The organism is Rhodococcus sp. AZ1 (assembly GCF_054979605.1).
This window is the reverse complement of record NZ_JBUEQF010000004.1, coordinates 318,635-332,183: the sequence shown is the minus strand read 5'-3', so window position 1 is coordinate 332,183 and position 13,549 is coordinate 318,635. Positions and strand designations below refer to the sequence as shown.

The 13,549-nt window shown below is 67.4% G+C and carries 16 protein-coding genes; 10 read left to right on the top strand and 6 right to left on the bottom strand.

Features of this window, described 5'->3' with window-relative positions; translation table 11 throughout:
- Window positions 1–25 precede the first annotated feature (25 nt).
- Window positions 26–649, top strand: a complete 624-nt coding sequence (locus ACY48E_RS07620; protein ID WP_462871518.1) for a TIGR03085 family metal-binding protein — start codon at window positions 26–28, stop codon at window positions 647–649.
- A gap of 85 nt (window positions 650–734) precedes the next feature.
- The gene (locus ACY48E_RS07615; protein ID WP_462871517.1) at window positions 735–3,395 is read left to right on the top strand and encodes an FtsK/SpoIIIE family DNA translocase; all 2,661 of its coding nucleotides are present in this window, start codon (window positions 735–737) and stop codon (window positions 3,393–3,395) included.
- Window positions 3,396–3,407: 12 nt separating this feature from the next.
- Here ACY48E_RS07615 and ACY48E_RS07610 read toward each other — a convergent pair whose 3' ends face one another.
- Complete coding sequence (locus ACY48E_RS07610; RefSeq protein ID WP_462871516.1) at window positions 3,408–3,695, bottom strand: YciI family protein; 288 nt, start codon at window positions 3,693–3,695, stop codon at window positions 3,408–3,410.
- A 50-nt stretch (window positions 3,696–3,745) separates the two neighbouring features.
- Window positions 3,746–4,276: an amino-acid N-acetyltransferase gene (locus ACY48E_RS07605; protein WP_462871515.1), complete on the bottom strand. Its 531-nt coding sequence runs from the start codon at window positions 4,274–4,276 to the stop codon at window positions 3,746–3,748.
- Between the two features lie 86 nt (window positions 4,277–4,362).
- On the opposite strand from ACY48E_RS07605, the gene pgsA reads away from it, so the two are divergent.
- The 8 genes from pgsA to ACY48E_RS07565 all read left to right on the top strand — a co-directional run bounded on the left by pgsA (window position 4,363) and on the right by ACY48E_RS07565 (window position 10,274).
- Window positions 4,363–4,989 carry a CDP-diacylglycerol--glycerol-3-phosphate 3-phosphatidyltransferase gene (gene pgsA / locus ACY48E_RS07600; RefSeq protein WP_462871514.1) on the top strand — a complete coding sequence of 209 codons (627 nt, stop codon included), beginning with the start codon at window positions 4,363–4,365 and terminating at the stop codon, window positions 4,987–4,989.
- Window positions 4,973–5,494, top strand: a complete 522-nt coding sequence (locus tag ACY48E_RS07595) for a CinA family protein (RefSeq protein WP_462871513.1) — start codon at window positions 4,973–4,975, stop codon at window positions 5,492–5,494. The genes pgsA and ACY48E_RS07595 overlap by 17 nt, the downstream gene beginning before the upstream one ends.
- 187 nt (window positions 5,495–5,681) lie before the next feature.
- Window positions 5,682–6,044: a helix-turn-helix domain-containing protein gene (locus ACY48E_RS07590; protein ID WP_462871512.1), complete on the top strand. Its 363-nt coding sequence runs from the start codon at window positions 5,682–5,684 to the stop codon at window positions 6,042–6,044.
- Between the two features lie 137 nt (window positions 6,045–6,181).
- Entirely contained in the window at window positions 6,182–7,006 is an 825-nt protein-coding gene (locus ACY48E_RS07585; protein WP_462871511.1) for a PspA/IM30 family protein, read from the top strand.
- Between the two features lie 25 nt (window positions 7,007–7,031).
- Window positions 7,032–8,186, top strand: coding sequence for a glycosyltransferase (locus ACY48E_RS07580; RefSeq protein WP_462871510.1), 1,155 nt, complete (start codon window positions 7,032–7,034; stop codon window positions 8,184–8,186).
- A gap of 37 nt (window positions 8,187–8,223) precedes the next feature.
- A complete protein-coding gene (locus tag ACY48E_RS07575) occupies window positions 8,224–8,418 on the top strand; it encodes a DUF3046 domain-containing protein (RefSeq protein ID WP_462871509.1) in 195 nt (64 codons plus the stop codon).
- A gap of 207 nt (window positions 8,419–8,625) precedes the next feature.
- On the top strand, window positions 8,626–9,675 hold the full coding sequence (recA, locus tag ACY48E_RS07570) for a recombinase RecA (RefSeq protein ID WP_462871508.1): 1,050 nt from the start codon (window positions 8,626–8,628) through the stop codon (window positions 9,673–9,675).
- A 41-nt stretch (window positions 9,676–9,716) separates the two neighbouring features.
- Window positions 9,717–10,274, top strand: coding sequence for a regulatory protein RecX (locus tag ACY48E_RS07565; RefSeq protein WP_462871549.1), 558 nt, complete (start codon window positions 9,717–9,719; stop codon window positions 10,272–10,274).
- A 37-nt stretch (window positions 10,275–10,311) separates the two neighbouring features.
- On the opposite strand, the gene ACY48E_RS07560 is transcribed toward ACY48E_RS07565, so the two are convergent.
- The 4 genes from ACY48E_RS07560 to gluA are packed head-to-tail and all read right to left on the bottom strand — an operon-like array spanning window position 10,312 to window position 13,510.
- Complete coding sequence (locus tag ACY48E_RS07560; protein WP_462871507.1) at window positions 10,312–11,175, bottom strand: amino acid ABC transporter permease; 864 nt, start codon at window positions 11,173–11,175, stop codon at window positions 10,312–10,314.
- Window positions 11,172–11,852, bottom strand: a complete 681-nt coding sequence (locus ACY48E_RS07555) for an amino acid ABC transporter permease (protein WP_462871506.1) — start codon at window positions 11,850–11,852, stop codon at window positions 11,172–11,174. The genes ACY48E_RS07560 and ACY48E_RS07555 overlap by 4 nt, the downstream gene beginning before the upstream one ends.
- 37 nt (window positions 11,853–11,889) lie before the next feature.
- Window positions 11,890–12,723 (bottom strand): glutamate ABC transporter substrate-binding protein, encoded by an 834-nt coding sequence (locus tag ACY48E_RS07550; protein WP_462871505.1) that lies wholly within the window; start codon window positions 12,721–12,723, stop codon window positions 11,890–11,892.
- 58 nt (window positions 12,724–12,781) lie between these two features.
- Window positions 12,782–13,510: a glutamate ABC transporter ATP-binding protein GluA gene (gluA, locus tag ACY48E_RS07545; protein WP_462871548.1), complete on the bottom strand. Its 729-nt coding sequence runs from the start codon at window positions 13,508–13,510 to the stop codon at window positions 12,782–12,784.
- Window positions 13,511–13,549: the final 39 nt, after the last annotated feature.

Genomic DNA, 13,549 nt, shown 5'->3' with positions numbered 1-13,549 from the left:
ACCGGTCGAGCGGTAGCGTTGGGCCATGAGCTTCGCGCATCGAGAACGACGGGCCCTGGTCGAGGCGATGCGTCAGCTGGGTCCGGACGCGCCCACGCTGTGCAGCCCGTGGACCACGAGGGACCTGGCGGCGCACCTGCTCGTGCGCGAGCGTCGTCTCGACGCGACGCTCGGAATCGTGCTGCCGTTCCTGGCCGGTCACACCGAGTCGGTGCAGGATGCGGCGGCGCGGGCACCGTGGTCGTCGATGCTCGAGCGCCTCGCGTCGGGACCACCGTGGTGGTCGCCGTTCTACCTCCTAGACGCGATGGTCAACCTCGGCGAGATGTTCGTCCACCACGAGGACGTTCTCCGGGCGCGCGAGGGCTGGACCGCCCGCCGGTTCAGTGCTGCCGACGAGAGGTCGCTCTGGTCGCTGCTCGGGACGGTGGGTCGTGCCAGTTTCCGATCGAGCCCGGTCGGGGTGGTGGCAACCACTCCCGACGGCCGACGGCGTGTCCTGCGTGGGGGCCGCGCCACGTCGGTGACCCTGCGCGGCGACGTCGCCGACCTGGTGCTCTACGCGTTCGGCCGCAACGAGGTCCATCTCGACCTCGAGGGGTCGGACGCCGATATTGCGGCACTGGGGGCAATCGCGCGCGGAGTGTGATCGCGGCCGCGGTCGACACGCCGCCATGGCTGTTGCGTGTGTTGCGAATGGTCCGGATGGGGCCGGTGCGACTAATCTGATTGCCATGGCCGGAAAGACTGCGCGCACCGTGACGACGCCGAAGAAGCCGACGACGCCTCGCTCCACGGCCGCTCGCGGTGGCTCGGCGCGGTCGAGCCGGTCGACTTCCACGCGAACGTCCGGTTCACGAGCATCCGGTTCACGAGCATCCGGTTCACGAGCGGCGGGGTCACGGACACCGGCCGCGCAGAAGAACCGGCGCTCGGTGGTGAAGTCGGTCGGCTCCGGCGTCGCCTCGGTGTGGTCGATGACCGCCCGCGGCTTCGGCGCCGCGACGCGCATGGTGGGCCGCGCCGGCGACATCGAGCACGGCCACCGCCGCGACGGGATCGCGCTGGCGCTGTTCTCTACGAGCGTGGTTCTCGCCGCCGGGATCTGGTTCTCCGCCGGGGGACCGGTGGGCGCATGGATCGAGACCGGCGTGCGCGCCGTCGTCGGCTCCGCAGCGCACCTGATCCCGATACTCGGTGTCGCGATCGCTGTGCTGCTGGTTCTCACCGAACCGGCGCCGCAGTCGCGTCCACGGCTGATCCTGGGGTCCGCTCTGACCGGGGTTCCCGTGCTGGGTCTGCTGCACTTGGCGGCGGGGTCCCCGGCCGACTCGGCTGGTCGGGCCACGGGCGGCGGGTTCGTCGGCTACGTGGCCGGGGGCCCGCTGAGCACCGGCGTCACGGTGTGGCTCGCCGTTCCTCTGCTGCTGTTGGCGATCCTCTTCGGCGTCCTGCTGCTGACCGGGACCACGGTGCGCGAGATCCCGACCCGGCTGCGCACACTGTTCGGCACCGGCCGACTGCGCGGCTCCGCGGACGACCAGTCCACCTTCCCCGACGAGTACTTCAGCGACGACTACTTCGGCAGCGACTACTCCGCGGAAGACCAGTTCGGGCTCGATCCGCAGGATCCGGCGGGCGCGGACTACGACCCGGCCCTGTTCGACGCGTCCGGTTACCCGGTCGATCGGCCCGGCGCACGCACGCCCGCCGACAACTACCCGCTCGACGAGTCCAGCGCAGCTGCCGACGCCGAGCCCGCCGAGGAGTACGTGCCCGCGCCGCGTCGCCGGCGGGCGAAGGCCACCGCTGCCGCGGAGGCGGTGACCGAGGTTCTCGGACCCGCCGCTGCCGTCGACGGCGCATCCGAGGCCGCTCGAATGGAACTCGACCGGGTCACCGAGGGCGACTACACGCTGCCGTCACTGTCCCTGCTGATCGCGGGCGATCCTCCCAAGACGCGCAGCCAGGCCAACGACACGATGATCGAGGCCATCTCCGAGGTGCTCGAACAGTTCAAGATCGATGCCGCCGTCACCGGATTCACCCGCGGACCGACGGTCACCCGCTACGAGGTCGAACTCGGGCCGGGTGTGAAGGTGGAGAAGATCACCGCGCTGCACCGCAACATCGCCTACGCCGTGGCCACGGAGAACGTGCGGCTGCTCGCGCCCATCCCCGGCAAGTCCGCGGTCGGTATCGAGGTGCCGAACTCCGATCGCGAAATGGTCAGGCTCGCAGACGTTCTCACCGCGCCGTCCACCCGCAAGGACCACCATCCGCTGGTGATCGGGCTCGGCAAGGACATCGAGGGTCACTTCGTCAGCGCCAACCTCTCGAAGATGCCGCACCTGCTCGTCGCGGGGTCCACCGGATCGGGCAAGTCGAGTTTCGTGAACTCGATGCTGGTCTCCCTGCTGGCCCGCGCGACCCCCGACGAGGTGCGCATGATCCTCATCGACCCGAAGATGGTGGAGCTGACCCCCTACGAGGGCATCCCGCACCTGATCACCCCCATCATCACCCAGCCGAAGAAGGCTGCGGCGGCGCTGGCGTGGCTGGTGGAGGAGATGGAACAGCGCTACCAGGACATGCAGGTCAACAAGGTGCGCCATGTCGACGACTTCAACCGCAAGGTGCGCTCGGGCGAGATCACCGCACCGCTGGGCAGCGAACGGGTGTATCGGCCCTACCCGTACATCCTGGCCATCGTCGACGAGCTCGCCGACCTGATGATGACCGCCCCGCGCGACGTCGAGGAGGCGATCGTGCGGATCACCCAGAAGGCGCGAGCGGCCGGGATCCACCTCGTCCTGGCCACGCAGCGGCCGTCGGTGGACGTGGTGACGGGTCTGATCAAGACCAACGTGCCGTCGCGTCTGGCGTTCGCGACGTCCTCGCTCACCGATTCGCGCGTCATCCTCGACCAGCCCGGCGCGGAGAAGCTGATCGGAATGGGTGACGCACTGTTCCTGCCGATGGGTGCGAGCAAGCCCGTACGACTGCAGGGTGCGTTCATCACCGACGAGGAGATCGCGGCGGTCGTCGACTTCGCCAAGAACCAGGCCGAGCCCGAGTATCAGGAGGGTGTCACCGCGGCGAAGGCCGGCGAGAAGAAGGACGTCGACGCCGACATCGGTGACGATCTCGACGTGCTGCTCCAGGCCATCGAACTGGTGGTCAGCAGTCAGTTCGGGTCCACGTCGATGCTCCAGCGCAAGCTGCGGGTCGGTTTCGCCAAGGCAGGACGACTGATGGACCTGATGGAGACCAGGGGAGTGGTCGGCCCCAGCGAGGGCTCCAAGGCGCGGGAAGTGCTGGTCAAGCCCGACGAGCTGGATTCACTGCTGTGGTCTGTCCGCGGCGGCGGCGGCGACAGCGACGACGACCTCTGACCGGTCGCCCGCTCAGGCGTCGGTCAACGCGCCCATCACCGGCTGCCACTCCACGATGCGCGAGCTCTCGAGCAGGCCGTGCTGCGCGAACGGATCGCCTGCGAACACCTCGGTCACCGACTGCAGGTCCGAGCCCGTCACCAGGATCAACGCCCCCGATCCGTCGGGGTAGGGGCCCGAGGAGACGAGCGTTCCGGCAGCCAGGAGGTCCGCGAGCCACGCGCGGTGCGCGGGACGGTGCGTGTCGCGGCCCTCGGTGGTGGCGTCGGTGTAGTCGTAGTGGACGGCGAACAGCGGCATGGGTTTCTCCAGGGTCGTGATCGGGGTCGTGGGCGGGTTCGTGTTCGGGTTCAGCGTCGGAGGTCGAGCAGCATCCGAGTATTGCCGAGGGTGTTCGGCTTGACGTAGCTCAGGTCGAGGAACTCGGCCACGCCGGTGTCGTACGAGCGGCACATCTCGGCGTAGACCTCCGCGGTCACCGGGGTGCCCTCGATCTCCACGAATCCGTGCCGAGCGAAGAACTCCACCTCGAAGGTCAGGACGAACACCCGCGTCAGGCCGAGCTCGCGGGCCACCTCGACCAGCCTGGCGACCACCTGTCGGCCCACCCCGCGACCCTTCACCACGGGGTCCACCGCGACCGTGCGCACCTCCCCGAGATCGGCCCACAGCACGTGCAGGGCGCCGCACCCCACCACTCGCCCCTCGAACTCGGCCACCCAGAACTCCTGGACCGCCTCGTACAGCGTCACCAGGTTCTTCTCGAGCAGGATTCGACCCGCGTAGATGTCGATCAGGCGCTTGATCTCACCGACGTCGGAGGTACGGGCCCGTCGCACGGTGACGGCGGTGGTGTCGACATCGGCCTGCCCGTCGGTCATGGGGTGAACAGTAGTGCGCCGCGCACCCGATACTGTGTGCGTGTGCACAGTTCGGCAATCCGCCTCCCCGTGCGCGGGGTGGCTCGATGAGTGAGGTGGAGGGGACCGCGGCCCGGCCGCGTACCGCCGCCTCCCCCGAACGTGTTCGGCCCCAGGCCCCGCTGATCAACGTCGCGAACTTCCTGACCGTCGTGCGTACCGCGCTGGTCCCGGTGTTCCTGGTGGCTCTCTTCGCCGAGGGGGGTCACGAGGGGCGTTGGCGCATGGTCGCGTTCGGCATCTTCGCCGTCGCGGCCGTCACCGATCAGGTCGACGGGTACGTCGCCCGCAAGTACGGGCTGGTCACCGACTTCGGCAAACTGGCCGACCCCATCGCCGACAAGGCACTCATCGGTGCTGCCCTGTTCGGATTGTCGGCGCTGGGCGATCTGGCCTGGTGGATCACCATAGTCATCGTCGCCCGCGAGATCGCGGTGACCGTTCTGCGATTCGCCGTGATCCGGCACGGTGTCGTCGCAGCCAATCGCGGCGGCAAGCTCAAGACATTGGTGCAGACCATCGCGATCGGGCTCTACATCCTCCCGCTGCCGGCGGAGTTCGCTCCCGTCGCCACCGCCCTGATGCTGGCGGCCGTAGTCCTCACCGTGGCCACCGGGATCGACTACGTCGCACGATCGCTGCGGACCCGGATCCCCGGTGTCGTCGACACCTGACGGGTCTGCGCCGGACCCTCTCGCCTCGCTCGGTCCGGTCCGGGAGGTGGTCGCCGCCCTGGCGCGTCGCGGCGAGACGATCGCCACCGCCGAATCCCTGACCGCAGGACTGCTGGCCGCGACCATCGCCGGCGTCCCCGGCGCCAGCCGCGTGCTGCGCGGCGGCGTGATCGTCTACGCCACCGACTGCAAGGCCACCCTCGCCGGTGTCCCGCAGCAGGTGCTCGACGCCGACGGACCCGTCGCGGAATCGACAGCGATAGCCCTCGCGCGTGGCGCCGTCGAACGCTGCTCGGCTCAGTGGGGGGTGGGTCTGACGGGCGTGGCAGGTCCCGACCCGCAGGACGGTCATTCGGTGGGCACCGTGTTCGTGGCCGTCGCCGGTCCCGACGGGGTGGTGGCGGACGAGCTCGCGCTCTCGGGCGATCGCTGGGCCGTCCGGGCCGCAACCGTCCGGGAGGCTCTCGTGCGTGTACTGGCGCGCGTTGTCGCCCTGTCCGACTAATGTCGGTGTTTCGGAGTGCGATCGATGGTGTGGGAACCATTTCGGTTCCTGTCGACGTTGGTCCCTGTGAACGATTGGTTCTGTGAGCCGGGTTCGGCAGGAACGGATGCGGGTATCCGGCAGCACATCGAGGACGAAGCGGACTACGGCCGTGGGACGCGGGCCGACATGGACGAAGGAGGGCCGGATGGCTTTGCTCTTGCGTGAGGCACTGGGCGACAGTCTGCGACGTACCCGGGTGTCGCAGAGTCGGACACTTCGTGAGGTTTCCAGCACTGCGCGGGTGAGCCTCGGATATCTCTCGGAGGTCGAGCGCGGCAGGAAGGAGGCTTCGAGCGAGTTGCTCAACGCCATCTGCGACGCCCTCGACGTACCCCTCTCCGAGGTCCTCTTCGACGTCAGCTCGAGTCTGTCCACCGCTCCCGGTCAGGACACGGCCGACGCCGCGACCAACTCGTCCCCGACCACCCCGTCCGCAACCACCCCGTCGGGTATCGCGAGCGATACCGTCGTGGTGATTCCGTCGCCCCGTGCCCTCGCGGCCGCCTGACAAGTATCGTGTCGGTGTCGGGCTTGATCGGTATCGAGTCGATCGGTGGCCCGCGTCGGTGGTCCCCCCGTGCAATCATGCACACGTAGCTCGTGCCGCGGTCCGCGCGGCTGAATTCATGGAGGCGAGACGAACCAATGGCCAATCCTTTCGTCAAGGGCTGGAAGTACCTGATGGCCCTGTTCAACTCGAAGATCGACGAGAAGGCAGACCCCCAGGTTCAGATTCAGCAGGCCATCGAGGACGCTCAGCGCCAGCATCAGGCGCTCTCGCAGCAGGCGGCTGCGGTGATCGGGAACCAGCGCCAGCTCGAGATGAAGCTCAGCCGCCAGCTGGACGAGGTCGAGAAGCTCAACGCCAATGCGCGCCAGGCCGTCACGCTCGCAGACCAGGCGAACGCCGCGGGTGATGTCGAGAAGGCCACGCAGTACACCAATGCCGCAGAGGCGTTCGCAGCGCAGCTCGTCACCGCCGAGCAGAGTGTCGAGGACCTGAAGGTGCTGCACGATCAGTCCCTCCAGGCCGCCACTCAGGCAAAGAAGGCGGTCGAGCAGAACGCGATGGCACTGCAGGCCAAGGTCGCCGAGCGCACGAAGCTGCTCAGTCAGCTCGAGCAGGCGAAGATGCAGGAACGTGTGTCGGAGTCGCTGCGCTCGATGGACAGCACGCTGTCCGCACCCGGCAACACACCCAGCCTCGATGCGGTGCGCGAGAAGATCGAAGCGCGGTACGCGAACGCTCTCGGCTCCGCCGAGCTGGCACAGAACTCTGTGCAGGGTCGGATGATGGAGGTTCAGCAGGCCAGCGTGCAGATGGCCGGGCACAGCCGCCTCGAGCAGATCCGCGCGTCGATGGCCGGCGAGGCCATCGGTCCCGGTGCTCCCGCGGCCCCGCAGAAGAACCTGACAGCTCCCGCCGAGCCGGCGGCTCCCGAGGCCCCGCAGGCCGGCTCGGCCGGGTGAACCACACCCGCACGCCCTCCATGCCGTGAGGGTTGCGGTGGTGTCCGGGCCCGATCCCGGACATGTCATTCCTGCGATCGCTCTCTCGCTTCGCCTCGGTGCCGCCGGGCATCGGCCCACGCTGCACACGGGTTCCGGCTGGCTCGGCCGGGCTCGCGCGGCTGGGATCGATGCGGTGGTTCTACGCGGCCTAGAGCCCCGGCCGGAGGACGACGACCTCGACATCGGCCGACGCATCCACGCCCGGGCGGCGTACATGTCCACGCTGCTGGCCGACGACCTCGCCGACGACACCGACGTGGTGGTGGGCGACGTGCTGACCGCGTGTGGGGGCCTCGCTGCCGAACGGCTGGGGATTCCGTGGGTGGAGCTGTCACCGCATCCGCTATACCACGCGTCGCGCTCGTTGCCACCGATCGGATCGGGGATGGCGCCAGGGGTGGGTCTGCGCGGCGCAGTGCGTGACGCGGTGCTCCGCGGGCTCACCGCTCGTTCGCTACGGCTCGGGCGCGAACATCGTCGCCGGGCACGCGCCGAGATCGGCCTCCCGGTCCGTTCTCCGGGGCCCGCCGCCACCATGGTTGCCACCATTCCGGCGCTCGAGCCTCCGCGTGCGGACTGGCCCGCCACGGCGCGCGTCGTCGGCCCGCTGGTGTGGGAGCCGACGACACGCGAGATCGAGCTACCTCCAGGAGACGGTCCGGTCGTCGTGGTGGCGCCCTCCACCGCGCGCACCGGCGCGATCGGCATGCTCGAGGCCACGATCGCCGGTCTCGACGGTGCCGGTGTGCGGGTGGTGGCGACCATGCTCGACGCACCACCGCCGGGCCTGCCGTCCTGGGTACGTGCTGGTCTGGCGCGCCAGGATGCGCTGCTCGACCAGGCCGACGTGGTGGTGTGCGGAGCCGGACACGGGATGCTGGCGAAGACCCTGTGCGCGGGCGTGCCCGTCGTCACCGTTCCGGGCGAGGGCGACCAGTGGGAACTGGCCAACCGAGTCGTGCGTCTGGGATGCGGTCTGGTGGTGCGGCCCGTCTCGGCCGAGACCATCGGCGGGGCGGTGCGACACGTGCTCGCCGAACCGGCGTTCGGCAGCGCGGCGGCCGCTGCTGCGCGTACCGCTCGTCGTGTGGTCGATCCGGTCGATCTGCTCGTCGGCGTGCTGGCCGGAGCAGTGTGAGCAGTGTGCTCGCCCGCGTTGACGATACGGTGATGTGGTGCGACTGACCGATTTCGCGGAGCGTATGGAAACCGAGTTCGGACGTGTGCGAGCCGATGCGATGCTCGCCGACCACGTACTCCTCACGCTGGGCGGACGCACCGGTGCGCAGGCGATCGAGGACGGTGTCGATCCCCGTGAGGTGTGGCGCGCGCTGTGTGCGGAGTTCGACGTTCCCACCTCCCGGTGGTGACGCCGCGATCCTCGCGGTGGTGACGCCGCGATCCGCGCCGTGGTGACGTCGCGAATGCGCGGCGTGTCGCACACCGTAATCGAACAGGTGTTCCCCTATGCTGGTGTTTCGAACGCGGTCGCAATCCCGGTTCGCCGTTGTTGTCGGTGCCCGCCTCTACCGTGTCGACAAGATCGCTGGACCACACCACCTCGAAGGAGACATCTCATGGCGGCAGCAGCATTCGACCGGGACAAGGCGCTCGATCTCGCGCTCGCCCAGATCGACAAGAACTTCGGTAAGGGCTCGGTGATGCGGCTCGGCGACGAGGCTCGTGCCCCCATTGCCGTGATCCCCACCGGATCCATCGCCCTGGACGTCGCGCTCGGTATCGGCGGTCTTCCGCGCGGTCGCGTGATCGAGATCTACGGTCCGGAGTCCTCCGGGAAGACAACGGTGGCGCTGCACGCGGTGGCCAATGCCCAGGCCAACGGTGGTGTGGCAGCGTTCATCGATGCCGAGCACGCGCTCGATCCGGACTACGCGGCCAAGCTCGGCGTCGACACCGACGCCCTGCTGGTCTCGCAGCCCGACACCGGCGAGCAGGCGCTCGAGATCGCGGACATGCTGATTCGATCGGGTGCTCTCGACATCCTGGTGGTCGACTCGGTGGCAGCCCTCGTTCCGCGCGCGGAGATCGAGGGCGAGATGGGCGACAGTCACGTCGGGCTCCAGGCCCGCCTGATGAGTCAGGCGCTGCGCAAGATCACCGGTGCGATGAGCAACTCGGGAACCACGGTGATCTTCATCAATCAGCTGCGCGAGAAGATCGGTGTGATGTTCGGTTCGCCCGAGACCACCACCGGCGGTAAGGCATTGAAGTTCTACGCCTCGGTGCGTCTGGACATTCGCCGCATCGAGACGCTCAAGGACGGCACCGACGCGGTCGGCAACCGCACCCGGGTGAAGGTGGTCAAGAACAAGGTCTCGCCGCCGTTCAAGCAGGCCGAGTTCGACATTCTCTACGGTCGCGGTATCAGCAAGGAGGGATCGCTCATCGACATGGGTGTCGAGCACGGTTTCGTTCGAAAGTCCGGCTCCTGGTTCACCTACGAAGGCGACCAGCTCGGTCAGGGCAAGGAGAACGCGCGCAAGTTCCTGCTCGAGAACACCGACATTCGCGACGAGATCGAGAAGAAGATCAAGGAGAAGCTGGGTATCGGTCCGGACGTCCGTGCGTCCGACGAGGCACCCGCGCCCGCATCGGTGGAATTCTGAGCGTGGCCCGCGAGACATCCGCGCCGGTATCCCCGGACACGGTGGGGTACCGGCGCGGTTCTGCCGAGCGAGCTGTCGGTGGCACGGAGGCGCAGGCAAAGGAAATTTGTCTGCGGCTGCTCACCGACCGCGCGCGCAGCCGCATGGAACTCGAAACAAAGCTCACCGAGCGAGGATTCGAGCCCACGGTGATCTCCACGGTGATCAATCGTCTCGCGGCCATCAAGCTGGTCGACGATGCGGAGTTCGCGCACCAGTGGGTGACCTCGCGCCACCGTCACTCCGGTCGTGGGAAGCGCGCGCTCGCACAGGAACTGCGCAACAAGGGAATCAGTCCCGAGGTTGCTGCGATCGCCCTCGACACCATCGATCCGGAGGACGAGCGCGAGCGAGCAGCGCAGTTGGTGGAGAAGAGAATGCGCACGATGGCCCGCAGCCGGGATCTTGTCGGCGCAGACCGTTCCGAGCGGGACAAGGTGGTGCGCTCACTCGTGTCGATGCTGGCGCGACGCGGCTTCTCTCAGGGCATGGCCTTCGGTGTCGTCCACGCGGAACTCGACAAGTTCGGCACCGATGTCGACGACCTCGGCTCGAACTGATCGCGCGGCCGTATCGCCACTCGGCCGTTCAGAGCAGCTACGCCGTTGGCGCCGTTGCGGATCCGGCGGCCACAACCGGGGTTGTCTTGCGGCTGCGTCGTAGGCGCTTCTCCAGACGGGTGGCCAGCTGGCTCAACAGCGAGTTCAGCACGATCATGATCACCGCGACGATGATCAGGGACGGCAGGTAGTTGCTGTAGAACGCGCCTACCTGCTGTCCGCTGCGGACAACCTCGACATAGCCGATCAGGTATCCCAGGGCGGAATCCTTGAGCGCAACCACCATCTGAGCCACGATCGAGGGCATCATCACGGAGACTGCCTGGGGGAGCAGGACCAGAACCATCATCTGGCCCTTGCGCATCCCGAGGGCCTTGGCGGCCTCGGTTTGGCCTGCGGGCAGTGACTTGATTCCCGCACGGACGATCTCCGCGATCACCGAGCCGTTGTACAGGGTCAGACCGGTGATCACTGCGGCCAGCGCCAGGTAGCTGGACTTGAACACCTTGTACTCGGCGAACAACTGGTAGGTAAAGATCATGAGGATGAGCACCGGAACGGCGCGGAACACCTCGACGATCACACCTGCGATCAGCCGGACCGGGCGATGGTCCGACAGTCGAGCGATACCCAGTGCGGCGCCGAGGATCAGGGCCAGCACGATCGATGCCGCGGCGGCAACCACCGTTCCCTTGATGCCGGGCAGCAGGTACGTGGTCCAGGTGTCGGCCTGCAGGAACGGCTTCCATTTCTCGGCCGTGAGCTGATTCTTGTCGGCCAGGCCCCGGTAGATCAGCCACCCGATGCCCACCGCCGCGATACCCACCAGCACGGACAGTGCGGTGTTGCGCGCCCGCGCCCGGGGCCCGGGCGCGTCGTAGAGAACACTTCCGGCGCTCACCGCGCCACCTCCAGTCGCTTGCTGATGTAGCCGAACAGCAGTCCGGTCGGCAGGGTCAGAAGCACGAAGCCGAGGGCGAAGATCCCGCCGATCACGAAGATGGCGGCCTCGTTCTCGATCATCTCCTTCATCAGCAGCGACGCTTCGGCGACACCGATCACAGCCGCCACCGTGGTGTTCTTGGTGAGGGCGATCAGTACGCTTCCCAGCGGGGCCACGATGGACCGGAACGCCTGTGGCAGAACGATGATGCGCAGGTTCTGGGAGAACGTCAGACCGAGTGAGCGCCCCGCTTCGGCTTGACCGACGTTGACTGTGTTGATGCCCGAGCGAATGGATTCGCAGACGAACGCCGCTGTGTAGACCGACAGGCCCAGCACGGCAAGTCGAATGTTGTTGTCCACGAGGAAGGTCGGTGAGCTCTCCGACGCCAGCGCGACACCGAGCGTTTGGTAGAGGCCGAACGAGGCGAAGATGATCACCAGCGTCAACGGCGTGTTCCGGAAGATCGTCACGTAGCCGGCGCCGATCCAGCGAGCGATCGGCACGGGCGAGACACGCATCGCCGCGAGGACCGTGCCGATCACCAGCGACCCGATCGCCGAGAAGAACGTGAGTTTGATCGTCATCCAGAAGGCCTGCACCAACTGGCTGTCGTATTCGGACAGGATGTTCATCTCACGCGCTCCTCGGCGATCGGAACCGGTACGTAACTCAGTAGCGATCGACGGTGGGCGGTGCGGGCAGGGCGTAGCCCGACGGGCCCACCGTGGCCTCGAACTTCGCCTTCCATGTGCCGTCGTTGATCATCGACTCGATGGCGTCGTTGATCTTGGTCCTCGTCGCGGTGTCGCCCTTCTTCAGGCCGATCCCATACCGCTCGGTGGAGAACGGGCTCCCCACGATCTTCAGCTGACCGGGGAACTGCGCCGCGTAACCGGCGAGGATGATGTCGTCGGTGGTGACGGCGTCGATGGTGCCGTTGCGCAGAGCATCGACGCAGGCGGAGTAGGTGTCGAAGGTCTGCAGCTGGACATCCTTGGCGTAGGTGTCCTTGACCTTCTGGGCCGGGGTCGATCCGGTGACCGAGCAGAGCTTCTTGCCGCCGTTGAGCGACTCCGGTCCGGTGATGTCGGTGTTGTCGGCCTTCACCAGCAGCGACTGACCGGCGATGAAGTACGGGCCGGCGAAGTCGACCTTCTGCTTGCGGGCGTCGGTGATCGAGTAGGTGGCCACCACGAAGTCCACCTCACCGTTCTCGATGAGCGTCTCGCGCTGTGCGGACGGCGACTCCTTGAAGGTGATCCCGTCGGGCTTGACCCCCAACTTGTCCGCGACGTACTTGGCAACCTCGACGTCGAAGCCGCTGAACGACCCGTCGGGGTTGCGCTGCCCCAGACCCGGCTGGTCGAACTTGATGCCGATGGTGAGCTTGCCGCTCGCGGCGCTGTCCGATGCGCTCTTGGCCTCGTCCCCACCACAGGCAGTCGCGGCGAAAGCGACGGCCAGGGCGAGCGCGCCCAGTCGGACGGTCCGGGTGATCTTCATGATTGTTCCTCCATGGTGAGGGCGGATGATGGGCGAGCGGTCACTGAACGGCGCGCGGTCAGTGGCTGAGGATCTTGCCCAGGAAGTCCTTGGCGCGATCGGATTTCGGGGCGGTGAAGAACGATTCGGGTGTGCTGTCCTCGACGATGGACCCGTCGGCCATGAACAGAACCCGGTCGCCTGCCTTACGGGCGAAACCCATCTCGTGGGTGACAACAACCATGGTCATGCCCTCCTTGGCGAGGGAGGTCATGACGTCGAGCACCTCGTTGACCATCTCGGGGTCGAGGGCGGAGGTCGGCTCGTCGAAGAGCATCACCTTCGGCTGCATGGCCAACGCGCGCGCGATCGCCACGCGCTGTTGCTGGCCACCGGAGAGTTGAGCGGGGTACTTGTCGGCCTGGTTGGCGATGCCGACACGTTCGAGCAGTGCTCGCGCCCGCGTCTGCGCTTCGCCCTTGGGGACCTTGCGGACGCGGATGGGTGCGAGGGTGACGTTCTCGAGAATCGTCTTGTGGGCGAAGAGATTGAACGACTGGAAGACCATCCCGACGTCGGCCCGCAGTGCGGCCAGCGCTTTACCTTCCGACGGCAGGGACTGGCCGTCCACGGTGATGACGCCCTCGTCGATGGGCTCGAGCCTGTTGATGGTGCGGCACAGAGTGGACTTACCCGAGCCCGACGGACCCACCACGATCACGACCTGCCCGGCGGGGATCGTGAGGTTGATGTCACGCAGCACATGCAACTCGCCGAAGTGCTTCTCGACACCGGACATCGAGATCATGGGTCGGCTCTCGGGGGCGGTCATGAAGGCGACCCTATT